Source organism: Kribbella sp. NPDC050241, from assembly GCF_044459685.1.
GTDB lineage: Bacteria > Actinomycetota > Actinomycetes > Propionibacteriales > Kribbellaceae > Kribbella.
The window spans coordinates 139,808-156,785 of sequence record NZ_JBITJE010000006.1 but is presented as its reverse complement, the minus strand read 5'-3'; the positions used below and the strand labels follow the sequence as shown (position 1 = coordinate 156,785).

The 16,978-nt window shown below is 69.3% G+C and carries 14 protein-coding genes; 5 read left to right on the top strand and 9 right to left on the bottom strand.

Annotated features, from left to right (window positions below):
• Positions 1-32: 32 nt before the first annotated feature.
• Positions 33-458, bottom strand: a complete 426-nt coding sequence (locus tag ACIBG5_RS27505) for a GNAT family N-acetyltransferase (RefSeq protein WP_396394334.1) — start codon at positions 456-458, stop codon at positions 33-35.
• A complete protein-coding gene (locus ACIBG5_RS27500) occupies positions 458-1,411 on the bottom strand; it encodes a GlxA family transcriptional regulator (protein WP_396394333.1) in 954 nt (317 codons plus the stop codon). Before ACIBG5_RS27500 ends, ACIBG5_RS27505 begins: the two co-directional genes overlap by 1 nt.
• An 82-nt stretch (positions 1,412-1,493) precedes the next feature.
• Here ACIBG5_RS27500 and ACIBG5_RS27495 point away from each other — a divergent pair, with 82 nt between their 5' ends.
• Positions 1,494-1,763 (top strand): hypothetical protein, encoded by a 270-nt coding sequence (locus tag ACIBG5_RS27495; protein WP_396394332.1) that lies wholly within the window; start codon positions 1,494-1,496, stop codon positions 1,761-1,763.
• Positions 1,764-1,834: 71 nt separating this feature from the next.
• On the opposite strand, the gene ACIBG5_RS27490 is transcribed toward ACIBG5_RS27495, so the two are convergent.
• Positions 1,835-3,013: a DUF418 domain-containing protein gene (locus ACIBG5_RS27490; protein WP_396394331.1), complete on the bottom strand. Its 1,179-nt coding sequence runs from the start codon at positions 3,011-3,013 to the stop codon at positions 1,835-1,837.
• A 202-nt stretch (positions 3,014-3,215) separates the two neighbouring features.
• On the bottom strand, positions 3,216-3,356 hold the full coding sequence (locus tag ACIBG5_RS27485; protein WP_360437618.1) for a hypothetical protein: 141 nt from the start codon (positions 3,354-3,356) through the stop codon (positions 3,216-3,218).
• A gap of 115 nt (positions 3,357-3,471) precedes the next feature.
• Between ACIBG5_RS27485 and ACIBG5_RS27480 the strand changes: the two genes are divergently transcribed.
• Positions 3,472-4,329 (top strand): DNA-formamidopyrimidine glycosylase family protein, encoded by an 858-nt coding sequence (locus ACIBG5_RS27480; RefSeq protein ID WP_360437615.1) that lies wholly within the window; start codon positions 3,472-3,474, stop codon positions 4,327-4,329.
• Between the two features lie 26 nt (positions 4,330-4,355).
• Here ACIBG5_RS27480 and ACIBG5_RS27475 read toward each other — a convergent pair whose 3' ends face one another.
• Together ACIBG5_RS27475 and ACIBG5_RS27470 are read right to left on the bottom strand one after the other, a co-directional pair.
• Positions 4,356-5,321: a trypsin-like serine peptidase gene (locus ACIBG5_RS27475; RefSeq protein WP_396394330.1), complete on the bottom strand. Its 966-nt coding sequence runs from the start codon at positions 5,319-5,321 to the stop codon at positions 4,356-4,358.
• Positions 5,322-5,393: 72 nt separating this feature from the next.
• Complete coding sequence (locus ACIBG5_RS27470; protein ID WP_396394329.1) at positions 5,394-6,203, bottom strand: hypothetical protein; 810 nt, start codon at positions 6,201-6,203, stop codon at positions 5,394-5,396.
• A gap of 117 nt (positions 6,204-6,320) precedes the next feature.
• Here ACIBG5_RS27470 and ACIBG5_RS27465 point away from each other — a divergent pair, with 117 nt between their 5' ends.
• From ACIBG5_RS27465 to ACIBG5_RS27455, 3 genes are all read left to right on the top strand, one after another.
• Positions 6,321-6,644: a rhodanese-like domain-containing protein gene (locus tag ACIBG5_RS27465; RefSeq protein WP_396394328.1), complete on the top strand. Its 324-nt coding sequence runs from the start codon at positions 6,321-6,323 to the stop codon at positions 6,642-6,644.
• 149 nt (positions 6,645-6,793) lie between these two features.
• Positions 6,794-10,165, top strand: coding sequence for a phosphodiester glycosidase family protein (locus ACIBG5_RS27460; protein ID WP_396394327.1), 3,372 nt, complete (start codon positions 6,794-6,796; stop codon positions 10,163-10,165).
• A gap of 333 nt (positions 10,166-10,498) precedes the next feature.
• Positions 10,499-11,407: an LD-carboxypeptidase gene (locus tag ACIBG5_RS27455; protein WP_396394326.1), complete on the top strand. Its 909-nt coding sequence runs from the start codon at positions 10,499-10,501 to the stop codon at positions 11,405-11,407.
• Here ACIBG5_RS27455 and ACIBG5_RS27450 read toward each other — a convergent pair.
• The 3 genes from ACIBG5_RS27450 to ACIBG5_RS27440 all read right to left on the bottom strand — a co-directional run bounded on the left by ACIBG5_RS27450 (position 11,400) and on the right by ACIBG5_RS27440 (position 16,796).
• Entirely contained in the window at positions 11,400-13,190 is a 1,791-nt protein-coding gene (locus ACIBG5_RS27450) for an alpha/beta fold hydrolase (protein WP_396394325.1), read from the bottom strand. The genes ACIBG5_RS27455 and ACIBG5_RS27450 overlap by 8 nt on opposite strands.
• A 64-nt stretch (positions 13,191-13,254) precedes the next feature.
• Positions 13,255-15,033: an ABC transporter ATP-binding protein gene (locus tag ACIBG5_RS27445; protein ID WP_396394324.1), complete on the bottom strand. Its 1,779-nt coding sequence runs from the start codon at positions 15,031-15,033 to the stop codon at positions 13,255-13,257.
• Positions 15,030-16,796: an ABC transporter transmembrane domain-containing protein gene (locus ACIBG5_RS27440; RefSeq protein ID WP_396394323.1), complete on the bottom strand. Its 1,767-nt coding sequence runs from the start codon at positions 16,794-16,796 to the stop codon at positions 15,030-15,032. Before ACIBG5_RS27440 ends, ACIBG5_RS27445 begins: the two co-directional genes overlap by 4 nt.
• Between the last annotated feature and the right edge of the window lie 182 nt (positions 16,797-16,978).

The window sequence follows — 16,978 nt, the reverse complement described above, 5'->3', positions numbered from 1 at the left end:
GAAATCGAGTATTAGTCCGAGGGTATCCGATGTCAAGTATTCGAGAGCGGCTTGACCCAGCGGGACCACTCGGGCTGCGGCGCGTACCCGGCGGTCGACCAGACACCGTGTGCCTGGGCGTTGTCGTCGAGCACCATCGCGTCCGCTCGCGTCCCGCCGTACGCCGCGAACCGGGCCTCGGCCCTCGCGACAAGCTCCCGTCCGATGCCTCGGCGGCGGTGGGTCGGGGCGACTGCCAGGCGGTACAGGTGGCAGCGCCAGCCGTCCCAGCCGACGATGATCGAGCCGACGACCGTGTCGTCGTCGACGGCAAGGATCAGCGCCTCAGGGTCGCGGGCGATCAACCGCAGCACGGCCTCGGGTGAATCCGGCGGGCGGTGAGAGTCCTCGGCGGCGATGGCCCAGAAGGCCATCACGTCGTTCGCATCGGCAGCGACCGCGGCGCGGTAGGTGAGCATCAGCTCGCGGTCTGGAACGTACGGCGATAGTCCTGTGGTGGCACGCCCACCACCCTACGGAAATGGTGGCGGAGCAGGGCTGCCGTCCCGAATCCTGATTCGGCGGCGATCTGCTCGATGCCCATCCGCGTCTGCTCGAGCAGGGTGCGGGCGCGGAGGACGCGCTGGGTGGTGACCCACTTGAGCGGCGTCGTGCCTGTCTCGGCGACGAAGCGGCGTGCGAACGTGCGCTCGGACATCTGGGCGCGGCGGGCCAGCGCGGGCACGGTGTGCTCGATGGTCAGGTTGTCGACCATCCAGTCGAGCACCGGCTGCATGCTCTCGCTCGACGACTCCGGCACCGGGACGTCGACGTACTGCCGCTGGCCGCCGTCGCGCTGGGGTGGCACGACCATCCGGCGGGCGATCCGGGTCGCGACCGCGCTGCCGAGCTCACGGCGGACCAGGTGCAGGCACGCGTCGATCCCGGCCGCGGTGCCGGCGCTGGTGATGATGTTGCCGTCGTCGACGAACAGCACGTCCGCATCCAGCTTCGCCAGCGGGAACTGCTCCTGAAACTTCTTCTCGTAGCGCCAGTGCGTCGTACACGGCCGCCCGTCCAGCAGGCCCGCCTTGCCGAGCACGAACGCGCCCGAGCAGACCGTCAGCAGGATCGCCCCGCGGGCCTCGGCCCGCCGCAGCGCCTCGAGAATGCGCTCGTCGTACTCCTCCCGCCAGGTCGTCGCCGGCAGCGCGACCAGGTCGGCGTCCTCGAGCTCCTCCAGCCCGTACGGCGCGATCACCGCGGAGTGACTGCTGCTCCGCAGCGGCTGGCCGGGCGTGGTCGAGCACACCTTGAAGTCGAACGCGGGCACACCGTCATCGGTCCGGTCGAGCCCGAACACCTCCGACACCACCCCGAACTCGAACATGGCGACGTCTTCCATCAGCACGACGGCGATCTTTTCCAGCATGGAACCAGTATGGCAGTAATTTGTGGAACTATGTCAATAGTGCCAATGGTGGCTGGATCTAGTTGGTAGCATGATTACTGCCATGACCGGATACATCGTTCTCGTAGTACTCGTGCTGGCCGTGATCGCGGCTCTGGAGTTCAGCAACAGGCGCCACTCGACCGGTCTGTCCACCGGTCCGGACGGTTCCTGGGTTGCTGACGACCGCGACCTGGCCCGGACCAAGCTCGACCTGCTCGCCCTCGGCAGCAAGGCCGAACCCTTCAATCACAAGCCCGTGACGACCTCCGGCTCCGTGCACACGATCCGCCGGACCCGTCTCATCACGCACCACGGCCGTCACGCGGCCTGACCGATACATCAGAAAGGCCCGCCGGGACTTCCCGGCGGGCCTTCTGTTTGATCAAACCCCGCCTACTTTGATCAAACCCTGCTGAGCCGGCGCCGCCAGGTCGGCGCGGTGGCGTTGGTGATCGCCCGCAGTACGCCTTCCACGGGTCCGTAGCCGTAGCGGTTCAACCAGAGGTGGCTCAGCACCACCTGTACGGCGAAGATCGCCACCGCGATGCCCATGGTCGCGAGCGGCGACACCTGCCCGACGAGACCAAGTCCGACGCCGGTGAAGATCAGCACCGTCGCCACCGATTGACCCAGGTAGTTGGACAGTGCCATCCGCCCGGCCGGTGCCAGCAGGCGGCGGACGTCCTGACCTCGGTCGGAGTGCATGACCCTGAGCAGCGTTGCGACGTACGCCGCGGTCAGGAAGGGCGCGGTCAGCACGCTGGCCAGTACGGCGCCGGTGTCGCCGTTCCCACCCGCGGACGCGTAGACGATCCCACCGGTGATGCCGATGGTGAAGCCGAGCAGTTGAATCAGCCGTAGTACTGCCTCGGTGCCGGTGACGTTCGCGAGCATCCGGCGGCGGCCGAGCACCATGCCGATCAGGAACGCGGCCAGAGTCGTCGGGCCTTGCACAGTCAGCAGCGACAGGCCGTACGTCGGCATGGCCCGGACATGCTCGCCGATGACACCGCTGAACGAGCCGGCCAGGTTGGCCGCGGTCTGCTGTGCCGAGGCGACGGCCGTGGTCGGGTCGATGACAGCCGACGTGTCCATGAACAGCACCGCCGCACCCAGCGTGATGAACAGGTAGGCGTAGATGGAGCCGGCGACGATCAGCGCCGTCCGGTCCGACACCCGTCGCATGGCCAGCAGGACCAGACCGATCAGCGCGTACACGCTGAGGATGTCACCGGTGATCAGGAAGATCCCGTGCAGTGCCCCGATCACGAACAGGCCGCCGAGCCGCCGCAGCATCCGCGGCTTGAACGCGGCGCCGGCCTTCTGCGCCGCCTCCATCTGCAACTGGAAGCTGTACCCGAACAGGAACGAGAACAGCAGATAGAACTTCATGTCGACGAACGCCGCCGACAACCAGTGCACCGTTTGATCCAGCCACGAGTGGTACGCCGGATCCTCGGCCAGGTGGATCGGGAAGCCCGAGGCGGCGAAGGTGATGTTCACGATCAAGATGCCCAGCAGGGCGAAACCACGCAGCGCGTCGATGTCCTGGATCCGCGTCCGATCGAGTCCCTGGCTCATGTGCTCCAGCACACCAACCCCAGCCCCCGGGCACACTCACCCTGCCCCCTCCCCTAGGGGTGGACTTTCACCTACCCCGGGGAATCGGCGCACTGAAGTGGCCTCCCGGTCTGATGACCGAGGACGAGGCCGGAGAGTGGCGTCTGACGGAGAATCCGAACCGGCTCCCCGCCACCTACACCCTCCAGGCCCACAAGCCTGCCTACTGCGCCCGCCGCTGCTGCATCTTCTGGAACGCTTCCTTGATCTTCCGCTGGTTCTCCGGCTTGCTCAGCTCACGCTGGGCGATCTGGGCCAGCTTGGCGACGACGGCACCCTTCACCAACGTCTTCACGAACCCCATGAGGGCCTCCCTACTCTGTTGGCACCGACGGTAGCCGTCCGGCACAACTGTCTCCAATAGGTGATTCACCGGAGAACCCCGGGAAACTGTCCCTGGCTTCGGGCACACTGGGACGGTGCCAGAGTTGCCGGAGGTGGAGTCGCTGGCGGTGTTCCTGCGGGAGCGAGCCGTCGGCCGGGCGTTCGTGCGTGCGGACATCACCGCGATCAGTGCGTTGAAGACGTACGATCCGCCGATCTCGTCGCTGGTCGGGCTGCTGATCGACGACGTCCAGCGGCACGGGAAGTTCCTGGACATCTCGGCTCAGGGTGTGCACCTGGTGATCCACCTGGCGCGCGCCGGCTGGCTGCGGTGGCGGGAGGAGCAATCGACCGGGCTGGTGCGGCCGGGGAAGGGTCCGATCGCGCTGCGGACGGTGCTGGACGACGGTTCCGGGTTCGACCTGACCGAGGCCGGCACGCAGAAGAAGCTCGCGGTGTACGTCGTCCGCGACCCGGCCGAGGTCCCTGGGATCGCGCGGCTCGGGCCGGATCCGTTCACCCTGTCACCGGCCGATTTCAGCGACATCCTCAAGCGCCAGGGCCGGGTCCAGCTCAAAGGCGTCCTGCGGAACCAGTCGGTCATCGCCGGCATCGGCAACGCCTACTCCGACGAGATCCTGCACGTCGCGAAGATGAGCCCGTTCAAACCCGCCTCGAATCTGTCCGAGGACGAGCTGAAGACTCTGTACGACGCGATGCGCGAAACCCTCCAGGACGCCGTCGACCGGTCCGCCGGGCTCGCGGTCCAGGACCTGAAGTCGGAGAAGAAGTCCGGCCTGCGGGTGCACGGCCGCAAGGGCCAGAAGTGCCCGATCTGCGGTGACATCGTCCGCGAGGTGAGCTTCGCCGACTCCGCGCTGCAGTACTGCGCCACCTGCCAGACAGGCGGCAAGCCGCTGGCCGACCGCCGCCTGTCCAAGCTCCTGAAATAGGAGCAGTCAAGCTCCTGAAATAGCTGCTACGTCGTCATCAGATCGAACATCGTCTTCACGTCGGCCGAGTTCGGTGTCGACAGCAACGTCGGCGTACCGCTGGTCGTCCGTCGTGACGTCACCGCGAACACGTACCCGAGGTTCACGTCGATCCGGTCCTTCAACCACGGACCTCCGCTCGCGCCGCCGTTCATCGAGCAGGTGAGAGCGGCGTCGGAGCCGCCCCACGCGAACGTGTCGCCGTCGCAGTAGTACGGCACCTCACCGTTGTACGGCGGCTCGGCCGGCCAACCCCAGATCCGGGCACCAGGCTGGTTCTGGCTGTTGCCCCAGACCAGTCCGTTCCCGCCGACCGCGTCGATCAGGTTGGCGCCGTTGCGCTGCTGCAGCGTGACGAACGCCTGGTCGTGGGTGAAGTCGCTGCTGTTCATCCACGAGTTGAACGTGCGCGCCTGGCTCCAGTTCCACAGGCCGTAGCCCGACTGGCCGTTGTAGTACGCCGGCGCGAACACGATGTTCGAGTGCCACGCGCCACCGCCGCCGCTGTGGACGCAGTGGCCGGCGGTGATGATCAGGTTCTTGTAGTTGTTGTTGATCGTGGATGCCGAGCACACGTAGTTGAGCCCGTTGTCGACGAAGAACAACTTGCCCGCCGTACTCGGAACGACGTCGTTCGCGAGCGTGTGGCCGAGCGGCGCGACCGGCTTCGAGGCGACGCCACTCGACGTGGAAGGCCCTTGTTTTGCTGGTGTTGCGGCGTCACCCGGCAGATCGGCCGGAATGGCGTTCTTCAGCTTCTCGGCGGTCCAGTAGCCGGTCGCGTCTAGCGCACCGGCCGGAACCTTCGACGGCAGCGCAGGAGCCTGTACGGCCGTTGTTGCGGCTGCAGGTGTGGATGGGGGAGAGACTGCGGCGGCTGTGCTGACGACGCCGCCGGTGAGCAGGATGCCGGCGGCCACAAGCCGGAGGGTTCTGGGCAGGGCATTGCGCATGGGTGACTCCTCGATCGGGGCGGAAGATCGATCAGCCTCAGTACAGGGGAACCGTTGCCGGAATTCAACCCATCACAGGTGAATCGACAACGGCGACGAGGCCGAGCGACGCCCGGCGTCCAGCCGGGCTTCGAGGACGTACACGCCCGGCCGTCCGGTGATCGCGGCGGTCCACCCCGTCGACCCGCCGGGCTCGAGCTCCTCGAAGGTCCAGCGGCAGGTCCCCGTGGGCAGGGCCAGCTCGACCTCCCCCTGAGCGACCGTGCGGCCGAAGTTCGTGACGCGGACAACCAGCTCGCCGGCAGAACCGCAGGCGTGGATCGACGCCAGTACTGTGCCGACCGGCGCGACGAGCACCCGACGTACGCCGGCCGGAAGCGTGAGCGGGACGACGAGGCCGGCCGGCACCTGGAACGGACCGATGGTCCGGCCGAGGTGATCGATTGGCAGCGACTGGTTCGCCAGCTCGATCTCGCCGGTCGCCTCGCCGAAGACGCGGACTGCGACGTCCGCGGAGCGGCGGGCGACAAGGTGGGCCGTCGTACCGGGCGGCGTGACGTCCCAGACGCCGTCCGCGTTGGCGGTGACCGTGTCCGGCGGGACGATCCGCAGCTTGCCCTCCAGCGAGACCCGGACGACGGCGCGCTCGGTGGACTCGGGCAGGCGGACGAGTAGGTCGTCGCCATCGTGCCGCCAGGTCAGCGCCTTGCCGGTACCGTCCTCGACCACGTGCCGCGGCGTGGTCGCCAGGCCCGGCAGCCGGACCTCGTGGTTGGGGGGACGGCGGGTGATCCGGAGCAGCAGGAGCTCGCCGTTCCGCAGGATCGCCTCGCCCCACGGCTGCGGCCCGAACTCGCCGGGGATGCCCTGAATCAGTGCCAACGCCGCCGCCTCCTCCGATCTACGTTCCGCAATCGGGTCTGCCGGTGTCAACGCGATTTCCACGCCTCGGCCCGCCGTGGCCGGATCGCGTCACCGGCGTCTGGGATGATCGGAGGCATGTTCCAGAATCAGCAGATCCCCTCGGTCGTGGTGGCCGAACTCGACGACACCTTGCTGGCGGAGGCGTTCGTGCTCGACGTACGCGAGCCGGACGAGTGGGACCGCGGGCACATCCAGGGCGCCGTGCACATCCCGCTCGGCGACCTGCAGCAGCGGGTCGGCGAGGTGCCGGCGGACCAGAAGGTGCTCTGCGTCTGCGCGGTCGGCGGACGGTCCGGGATGGCCACCCAGTTCCTGAACTCGATCGGCCGCGAGGCGATCAACCTGGACGGCGGCATGCACGCGTGGCAAGTGTCGGGGCGCCCGGTCAGCACCAACTGATTCGATCAGTAAGAGAAGAAAACCTTCCGGTCAGCCTCTGGAGACGTTACTTTGTCACCGGTCGGTTGACCGGCGTACACCTGTGCCTCATGTGGCGGTAGGGCGCACCGCGTCGGATGGCCGCGTCCGTCCACGTTGGGGAGGCTCCCGTGTCGCTCTTCCGTCCCTTGACCACAGCCATCGGCGTGGGTGGCCTGCTGGCCGGTGTCGTCGTCAGCCCGTCCCACGCGCAGACCGCGGACGACCCGATCCCGGATGCCGGGATCGCCGGCGACGGCGTACTGACGACGCGCGAGGACAGCCCGGTCGCGCCCGGCGTGAACTACACGTCGTTCGAGCGACTGGACCCCAAGGGCTGGCAGCGCGGCGACATCCTGACCACCGACCTGGACAAGCACGGCGTGACGGTCGACTACGTCAACACCGGCAAGGTCTCCGGCGGTACGCCGCTCAGCCAGCAGCTGGCGAGCCGGGGTGCGATCGCCGGCGTCAACGGCGACTTCTTCGACATCAACGACACCACCGCACCGCTCGGTGTCGGCGTACAGCGGGACGGCCGGCTGATCAACGCGCCGGCCACCGGCCACAACGACACAGCGGTGATCGGCAAGGACGGCCTTGGCCAGATCGCGCAGCTCTTCCTGCAGGGCAGTGCGACCGACGACGACGCGACCAAGCTCGAGCTGACCAACCTGAACTCGCCGGCCGTCAACTCCGGCGGCATCGGCCTCTACACGCCGGAGTGGGGTGACGCGGCCCGGACCCGGACCGTCGACGGCCTGCCGACCGTACGCGAGGTGATCCTTCGCGACGGGTTGGTCGTCTCCTCGGCCGCCACTCCGGGCACCACTCCGCTGGCCGCGAACGAGCAGGCGCTGATCGGCCGGGAGGCGGGCGCCGACGCCCTCACCGCCTTCGAGGTCGGCGACAAGGTCGACGTCGAGTACGGCCTGCGCCCGGATGCAGCGAACGTCGCGGTCGGCATCAGCGGCAACTACCAGTTGGCCAAGGACGGTGTGGTCCCCGCCGACGTACCGGACGCCGACCTCGCACCGCGCACCGCGGTCGGTTTCGACCAGGACGGCAGCAGGATGTTCCTGCTGACCGTCGATGGCCGGGCGACCGGCTCCCGCGGCCTGTCGCTCAAGGAGATGGGCGAGCTGATGATCGGCCTCGGTGCCGACGATGCGCTCAACCTGGACGGCGGCGGCTCGTCCACGATGCTGGCCCGCTCGCCCGGAGAGGCCGGCCCGCACGTGGTGAACGACCCGTCCGACGGCGGCGAGCGCCTGATCCCGAACGGCCTCGGACTCCTTCCGGTGAAGGGCTCCGGCAGGCTGAAGGGCTACCAGGTCGAGGCTCTGGGTACGGCGGCCGACGGCCCGGACGCCGATGTGTCACGCAGCTCCCGCGTCCTCACCGGCCTCAGCCGCGTTCTCACCGCCACCGGCCACGACGAGACCTACGCTCCCGCGACAGGTACGCCGTACTGGTTCGCCGGGAGCAATGTCGGTGTCGACCAGCAGGGCGTGGTGACAGGACGGCGAGCCGGCGATGTGGTGGTCACAGCGGCTCGCGGCTCCGCGAACGGGAGGTTCCCCATGACGGTCCTCGGTACGCCGGCTCGCCTGGCACCGTCGACGCGGCAGGTGTCGCTTGCGGACTCCGCCGCGAAGGGTTTCTTCGAGGTCGACGGGTACGACGCCGACGGGTTCTCCACCTGGATCGAGCCGCGGGACGTCGAGCTGACCTATGACCCGGCCGTCGTCAAGGTGGTTGCCAAGGGCAAGGGGTTCGAGGTCAACGTGCTCAGCGACGAGGCGGTCTCGACGGTGGTCACGGCCAAGGTCGGTGACCTGACCACGCAGCTCAGTGTCACCGCCGGTCTGAGTAGCACGGTCGTGGACGAGGTCGACGACCTGACCAAGTGGGCCGCGAACGCCGTACCGGTCGGTGCGGCGACGGCATCGGCGTCCGCCGCCGAAGGGCATGACGGCGGCCAGGCGATCGCGCTCGACTACTCGCTGACCGGCAGTACGGCGACGCGAGCGGCGTACCTCTCGCAGACGCCGCAGCAGACGCTGCCCGGGCAGCCGCAGAAGCTCGGCGCCTGGGTCTACGGCGACGGCAAGGGCGCGTGGCTGCGGGCGAACGCGTACGACGCTGCCGGTGGTACCGCGCAGACGCTGAACCTCGCGGCCACGGTGGATTGGACCGGCTGGAAGTATGTCGAGGCGGACATCCCGCCCGGTCTGGCCATGCCGCTGCGGTTCTGGCGGATCTATGTGGTGGAGACCGTGCCGACCCGGCAGTACTCCGGACGAATCATCGTCGACGACCTGACCGTTCGCAGCGCGCCGCCGGTGACCGTGGCGCCGCCGGCGAAGGTGATCGACCCGATGGTGGTCACGGACGGCACGGTGACCGGCGGTGGTCGCTGGCGCTTCGCGGTGATGTCGGACGCGCAGTTCACCTCCGACGACCCGAACTCCGACTACGTCAAGCAGGCCCGGCGCACCATCCGCGAGGCACTCGCGCAGCACCCGGACTTCCTGGTGATCAACGGCGACTTCGTCGACCGGGCCTTCCCGAACGACATCGCGCTGGCCAAGCAGATCATCGACGAGGAGGTGGCCGGCAAGGTGCCGGTCCACTACGTGCCCGGCAACCACGAGAGCTACGGGCCGGGTGACCTGTCCGAGTGGACCAAGGTGTTCGGGTCGCCGACCAGCACCTTCGACCACAAGGGCACGCGGTTCGTCCTGCGTGATTCCTCGCTCGGTTCGCTGCGGGCCGGTGGGTTCGATCAGATCCGCGACCTGCGCGCGCAACTGGATGACGCGGCCCGGAACGAGTCGATCCGGAACGTTGTGGTCATGGCGCACCACCCGATCGACGACCCGTCCCCGACGGCCAACTCGCAGCTCGGTGACCGCAAGGAAGCGGCGATGGTGGTGAAGTGGCTGGCCGACTTCCGCGCGCAGACCGGCAAGGGAGCGGCGTACATGGCAGCGCATGCCGGGACGTTCGCCGCCACCCGGACGGACGGCGTACTGCTGCCGCTGACCGGCAACTCGGGCAAGAGCCCGGCCGCGGCACCGGACGCGGGTGGCTTCACCGGCTGGGCGCTGGTCGGGATCGACCCGAACGCCGCGGCCGCGCCGGCCGGCGAGCGGAAGTGGTCGGCGCCGGAGCGGTCCTGGTTCCAGGTCGAGCTGCGGCCGCACGTGGACTCGCTCGAGCTCGCGGCGCCTGCGACGCTGCACCGAGGTGAGACGGGTTCGGCGGCCGCAACGGTGGTCCAGGACGAGCGCCGGGTGCCGGTTGCGTTCCCGGTGTCGTCCGACTGGTTCGGCTCGGCGCTCCTCCACATCGGTCCGGCCAACACCGCGCCGTTCTGGGCCGTCGCGTCGTACGACCCGGCCACCGGCAAGGTGACCGGCATCCGCCCAGGCACGGTCCAGCTGGGCGTCACCGTCAACAGCGTCTCCAAGACCACCACAATCGAGGTCACTTGGTAGCCCCTCTCGTGGGTTGACCCATCTCTGGTAGGCCCATCTCGTGGGTTGACCCACGAGAGTGTGGGTTGACCCATGGCGTGCGGTTGGCCGACCCACCGGCTGGTGGGCCTACCCATCGGAGGGGGACGGGCGGGGGCGGCGTTGGCCCCTGTCGTGGGTTGACCCACGAGAGTGTGGGTTGACCCATGGCGTGCGGTTGGCCGACCCACCGGCTGGTGGGCCTACCCATCGGAGGGGACGCTCGTGGGGCTACCCATCACAGGGCGCGCTGGTGGGCCTACCCATCGGAGGGGGACGGGCGGGGGCGGCGTCGGGCGGGGTAGCGTTCCGCGGATGACTGACGTGACGACGCCTGCGAGGCTGCAGGCTGGAGACCGGGTGGCTGTGGTGGCGCCGTCCGGGCGGGTGCAGGCGGATCGGCTCGAGGTGGGTACGGCGTACCTGAGGGCCTGGGGGCTCGAGGTCGAGGTGATGCCGTCAGTGCTGGCCGGGCATGAGCGGCTGACCTACCTGGCCGCCGACGACAAGGCCCGGGCCGAGGACCTGCGGACGGCCTGGCTGGACTCACGCTTCGCCGCGGTCTTCTGCGCGCGCGGCGGGTACGGCGTCCAGCGGATGCTCGAGTACGTCGACTTCGACGATCTCGTGGCCGTGCCGAAATGGTTCATCGGGTTCAGCGACATCACCGCGCTGCACGAGCCGTTGAACGCCCGCGGCCTCGTCACCATCCACGGACCGATGGCCGCCGCTGTCGAGCAGCTGGGCGCGGCGGACGGCCGGGAGCGGCTGCGCGAGCTGCTGTTCGAGCCCGAGAAGGTGACCGACCTCCTCGCGCCCGCAGGTGCCCGGACTGTGGTCGGCGGCGTCGCCGAAGGACCGCTGCGCGGTGGCAACCTCGCGATGCTCGCAGCAAGCATCGGTACGCCGACCTACGAGCCGCCGACCGGGATCGTGGTGCTGGAGGACGTGAGCGAGGACGCCTACCGGGTGGACCGGCTGCTGACGCAGCTGCTCCGCTCTGGCTGGTTCGCCGGTGTTGCCGGGTTGGTGATCGGCGACTTCAGTGGAGCGGACGACGCGGACCTGGTGAACGCGGTGATGCGCGATCGGTTGGATCCGCTCGGTCTGCCGATGGTCGAGGGCGCCGCGATCGGGCATGAGGACCTGAACCTCGCCGTACCGCTCGGACTGCCGGCGCGACTGGACGCTACGGCTGGAACACTCGCACCGCTGTTCAGCTGACCAGATGCCGGCGTAGGAACGCCAACGCCTGCGGGTACGCATCGAGTTTGTTCTTCAGCTTCGCCAGGCCGTGGCCCTCGTCGTCGTACACCAGGACCTGACAGGGCACGCCGCGCTTCGTCAGCGCATCGCCGACCTGCTCGGTCTCCGACAACGGCACCCGCGGGTCGTTGGCGCCGTGGATGACGAACAGCGGCGCACGGATGTCGTCGACCCGGTTCAACGGGCTGGCGGACTCCAGGAACTCCCGGTCGGTGGCGAGATACCCGTACTCGCGCTCACGCATCGCGCGGCGGTAGTCCGAGGTGTTCTCCAGGAACGTGACCAGCGAGGCGATCCCGACGATGTCCACACCGGCAGCCCACAGCTCCGGCTGGAACGCGAGCCCGGCGAGCACCATGTAGCCGCCGTACGAACCACCCCACAGCGCTGTCCGCTTCGGGTCGGAGCCGATCGTCGGCAGCCACGCGTGGATCGCGGCCAGGTCCTTCACCGAGTCCAGCCGCAGCTCCCGGTCGTCCAGCGAGTACCACCGCTTCCCGTACCCCGCCGATCCGCGCACGTTCGGTACGACGACCGTGTGGCCATCGGCGGCGAGGGCGGAGACGATCGGAGCCCAGTTGCGCATCGCCGCGCCCTCCGGACCGCCATGCACGTGGACGATGGTGGTCCCCAGGTCGGGGCCGGTCGGCCGGAACACGAACACCGGCACCTGCTCACCGTCGAACGACGGCACCAGCAAGCTCTCCGGGTACGTGAGCTGCGCTGGCGCCTCCGGCATCTCCGGCGGCCGCACCTCCAGCAGGTCCCGGGACGCCGGGACGTAGCGGAACACGGTCGGCGGACAGACCGGCGAACTGTACGTGATCGCCGCGAACGAGCCGTCCGGGGACCAGTGCGGATCAGGCGTCAGCATCAGCAGCCCGGCGCAACCGCCCGCGGGCAGACCGACCGGGGCGACCTCGGAGCCGTCGTCGAGCCGATGCAGGGCCAGCGACACCTCGCCGTCGTGCACCACACCGACCAGCAGGTCCTCGCCATTGGGAGAGGCCCAGCCGGCCAGATCGCGGGAGTCGTCCACGAGTACGTCGTTCCACGCCCGGTCGCCGAGGTCGTACCGCCGTACGGCCATCCGGTCCCGGTCCGCGTTCGTCGACACCAGGAACCCGGTCGAGTCCGGCAGCCAGGACACCGCCGCCTGGTCGTTGTGCGCGTCGTACGGCGTGAGCTCGGTGACGGACCGGGTCCCGGAGTCGACCAGGAGGAGCTGGATGGAGTTCGCCGGGGCGCTGGCCAGCGACAGCACCACCCACTTGTCGTCCGGGGACGGGGTCACGCCCATCACCCAGCCGCCGCCGTCGTACAGGGCCGTGTCCCTGTCGCTGCCCAGGTCGTGGGCGACCAGGTCGAAGTCCGTGCCGTTGCGCCGGTTCGTCGTGAACAGGACGCGGCCGGGCTTGGCATCGACCAGGTGGTGGACGTACTCCGGGTCGTGGACGAGCGGGGTCAACGTGGGGAGACCGGGCTCGTCGAGGTCGAGCAGTGAGAGCTGACCGAGCTCACTGCCGCCGTCGTCGTGCTCCACGACGACCTGGCTGCTCTCCGGGATGAACCGTGCGCCGCGGACGGTGTCGTCCAGCGCGGTCAACGCCCGCCAGGTCCCGTCCGGTGCCACGTGGTGCACCTGCCGGGTGCCGCTTCCGTCGTACAGGACGAGCAGTGCACCCTCGTCGTTCACATCGAGAGCGGTCGTGGACGGGAGTGAGAACAGCGTTGTCAGCACAGGTTCATCCTCACACGCGACAGGTCCGGGGGCAGGCCCAACGGCCTGCCCCCCGAGCCCGGCCTCAGCGATCGCCGTGCCAGGAGTGCCAGAGCGCCGCATAGGGGCCCTGGGCATCGACCAGTTCGTCGTGACCGCCGAGCTCGACGATCCTGCCGTCCTCGACGACGGCGATCACGTCCGCGTCGTGCGCGGTGTGCAGCCGGTGCGCGATCGCCACCACGGTCCGGCCTTCCAGTACGCCGGCCAGCGACCGCTCCAGGTGCCGCGCGGCGCGCGGGTCCATCAATGAGGTCGCCTCGTCCAGGACCAGCGTGTGCGGGTCGGCCAGCACCAGCCGGGCCAGCGCGACCTGCTGCGCCTGCGCCGGCGTCAGCGAGATCCCTCCGGAACCCACCTCGGTGTCCAGCCCGTTGTCGAACCCGGCGACCCAGCCGTCGGCGTCGACGGAGCGCAGCGCCGCCCAGAGGTCGGCGTCGGACGCCTCCGGCCGGGCCAGCCGCAGGTTGTCCCGGACGCTGCCCACGAACACGTGGTGCTCCTGGTTGACCAGCGCCACATGGCTGCGGACCTGTTCGGCAGACATCTTGTCGAGGGTGGCACCACCCAAGGTGATGTCACCGAGCCGCGGCGAGTAGATGCCGGCCAGCAACCGGCCCAGGGTCGACTTCCCCGCACCCGAAGGCCCTACCAGCGCGACCCGCGCACCTGGCTCGACCGTCAGCGTCACGCCGTGCAGGACGTCGCGGCCCTCCAGATAACCGAACCGCACCTCGTCGGCGAGCACCCGCCTACCCTCGGGCTCGGCCTGCTCGTCGGCCGCGGCCGCCTCGATCTCACGGACCCCGACCAGCCGGGCCACCGACACCTGCGCCACCTGGAGCTCGTCGTACCAGCGGATCATCATGTTGACCGGCTCGACCAGCATCTGGATGTACAGCGCGCCCGTGGTGAGGGCGCCGACGGTGAGCCAGCCCTGGATGGCGAAGCCGCCACCGATCACCAGCACCGCGGCCAGCGCGACCGTGTGGGTCATGTTGATCACCGGGAACAGAATCATCCGCAGGTACAGCGTGTACCGCTCCCAGGCGACCCACTGACCGATCCGGGTGTCGCCCAGGCTGATCCGGCGGTCGCCGAGCCGGTGCGACTCCACGGTCCGGCCGGCGTCGACGGTCTCGGCCAGGCCCGAGGCCACCGCGGCGTACCCGGCGGCCTCCGACCGGTACGCCGACGGCGCCCGGCGGAAGTACCAGCGGGCACCGATGATCAGGATCGGCATCGCGATCACCACGGCGACGGCCAGCGGCGGCGCGGTGATGATCAGCGCGCCGATCAGCAGCCCCGCCCAGATCACCGCGATGGTCAGCTGCGGTACGGCGTCCCGCATCGCGTGCGAGAGCCGGTCGATGTCCGTGGTGATCCGGGACAGCAGGTCACCGGTCCCGGCCCGCTCCAGGACACCCGGCGGCAGTCCGACCGCGCGGACCAGGAAGTCCTCGCGCAGGTCGGCGAGCATCTCCTCGCCGAGCACCGCACCACGCAACCGGGTCAGCCGGACGAACACTGTCTGCACCAGCAGCGCGCAGACGAAGCCGACCACGACGTACGGCAGGTCGACGTCGCTCTTGCCCTGCGACAGCTTCTCCACCACGTTGCCGAGCAGCCAGGGCCCGACCATCCCGCTCAGCGCCGCCACTGTGTTCACCAGCGTCAGCCAGGCGAACGCACGGCGGTGCCGGCGGAACAGCATCTTCAGATAGGCGCGCACGGTCGCGCTGCCTGCCACCGGCAGCCGCGCCGCTTCCTGCGGCGCCGCCGGGTCGTACTCGGGGCGCTTCACGCCGACTCCTCTTCGAAGGTTGGCTCGTCCTCACGGGTGACCGCTGCGCGGTAGCGCCGGTTGGTGTGCACCAGCTCGTGGTGGGTCCCGACCGCCTCGACGCGGCCCTCCGGCACGAACACCACGCGCTCTGCGCGGTCCAGCATCAGCGGGCTGGAGGAGAACACGACAGTGGTCCGGCCGCCCCGCAGCAGCCGGAGACCGTCGGCGATCCGGGCCTCGGTGTGCGCGTCCACCGCACTGGTCGGCTCGTCCAGCACCAGCACCTGCGGGTCGACGTACAGCGAACGGGCCAATGCCACTCGCTGCCGCTGCCCACCGGACAGGGACCGTCCCCGCTCGGTCAGCACCGCCTGCATCGGGTCCGACACGCCAGCCGGCAGCGTCTGCCGCAGTACGTCGAGAATGTCCTCGCACTGCGCCGCATCGAGTGCCGTCTCTGGAGAGACCGCGCCACTGGCCGGTACGTCGAACAGCTGGCGCACGGTCCCGGACAGCAGCACCGGGTCCTTGTCCTGCACGAGTACGACGGTCCGCGCGGACTCCAACGGGAGGTCGTCCAGCGGTACGCCGTCCAGCAGCACCGACGCCTGGTTGTCCTCGGCGCCCGGGCTGTGACCGCCCAGACGATCGGCCAGCCGGCCGCCCGCGTCCGGGTCACCGCAGACGACCGCGGTGAAGCTCCCGGCCTGCACATGCAGACCGGTGACCGGGTCCAGCAGGTCACCCTCGGGTAGCTGCGCCTCGGCGGTGCCCATGGTCTCGTCGGTCCGCTGCAGCGCCAGCACGCGCGCGGCCCGGCGGGCCGACACCTTCGAGAAGATGAAGGCACTCGCCGTCTCCTCGAACGTGTGCAGCGGCACCAGCATGAACGTGATGAACCCGTACGTCGTGACGAGCTCGCCGACCGTGATCCGGCCGGACGTCACCAGCCGGACACCCATCCAGACGGCCAGCACCAGGAACAGTCCGAACAGCAGCACCTGGAGAGCCGCGATCAGCGACCACATCCGGGCACTCCGGACCGCACTGGCGCGGTAGTCCTGTGAGGCGTCGCGGTAGCGATCGAGGAACAGTTGTTCGCCGCCGATGCCACGCAGTACACGCAGACCGGCCACAGTGTCCGCGGCCAGCTCGGTCGCGCGGCCGCCCTTGGCGCGCTGCACGTCCGCACGACGCTCGGCCGGTCCCATTAGCGGGACGATCGAGAACGCCAGCACCGGTACGGCGATGGCGACGACCAGGCCGAGCTGCGGCTCGTAGAACAGCAGCCCGATGACCACGGCGAAGCACGTCAGGAGTGCGGCCGCGAACCGGCCGAGCACCTCGACGAACCAGCCGATCTTCTCGACGTCGCCGCTGCTCACCGCAACCACTTCACCGGCAGCGATCCGGCGGGTGAGCAGCGAACCCAGCTCCGCGGCCTTGCGGAACAGCAGTTGCTGCAGGCGTGCCGCCGTACTGATCCAGTTGGTCACCACGGCGCGGTGGAAGAACGAGTCGGCGCCGGCCTTGGCCGCGCCAAAGACAAGCAGCAGCACCCCGGCCAGGATGAGCTTGGCCCAGGACAGGTCGATCACCGCCTGGACGGCGAGACCGACGGCGACCGGAGCGGCTGCGATGCCGCCGAAATAGAGCAGCCCCCAGAACACGGCGAGGGCTTGCCCGCGCAGCTGCTGGTGCTCCAGCCAGATGATGAGTCGGAGACCGGACCGGGTGTCCGGCACACCCGGGTCGGCGAACGGAATGAGGCGCAGGGACATGACGTCTCACAAAGAGGCATAGAAGGATGGAGAAGGCACCTGACCAGGCGAATGGATCAAGCCTAGGCGGGGCCGCCGACAGTCCGCCAACCGTTTTCGGCCGGGCCGGTCCCGGGCGCTGGGCCAGCGGAAATCGCTCCCGGCCGACGGTTGTACAGTCTTCAAGTAGTGTCGGAGGGAGC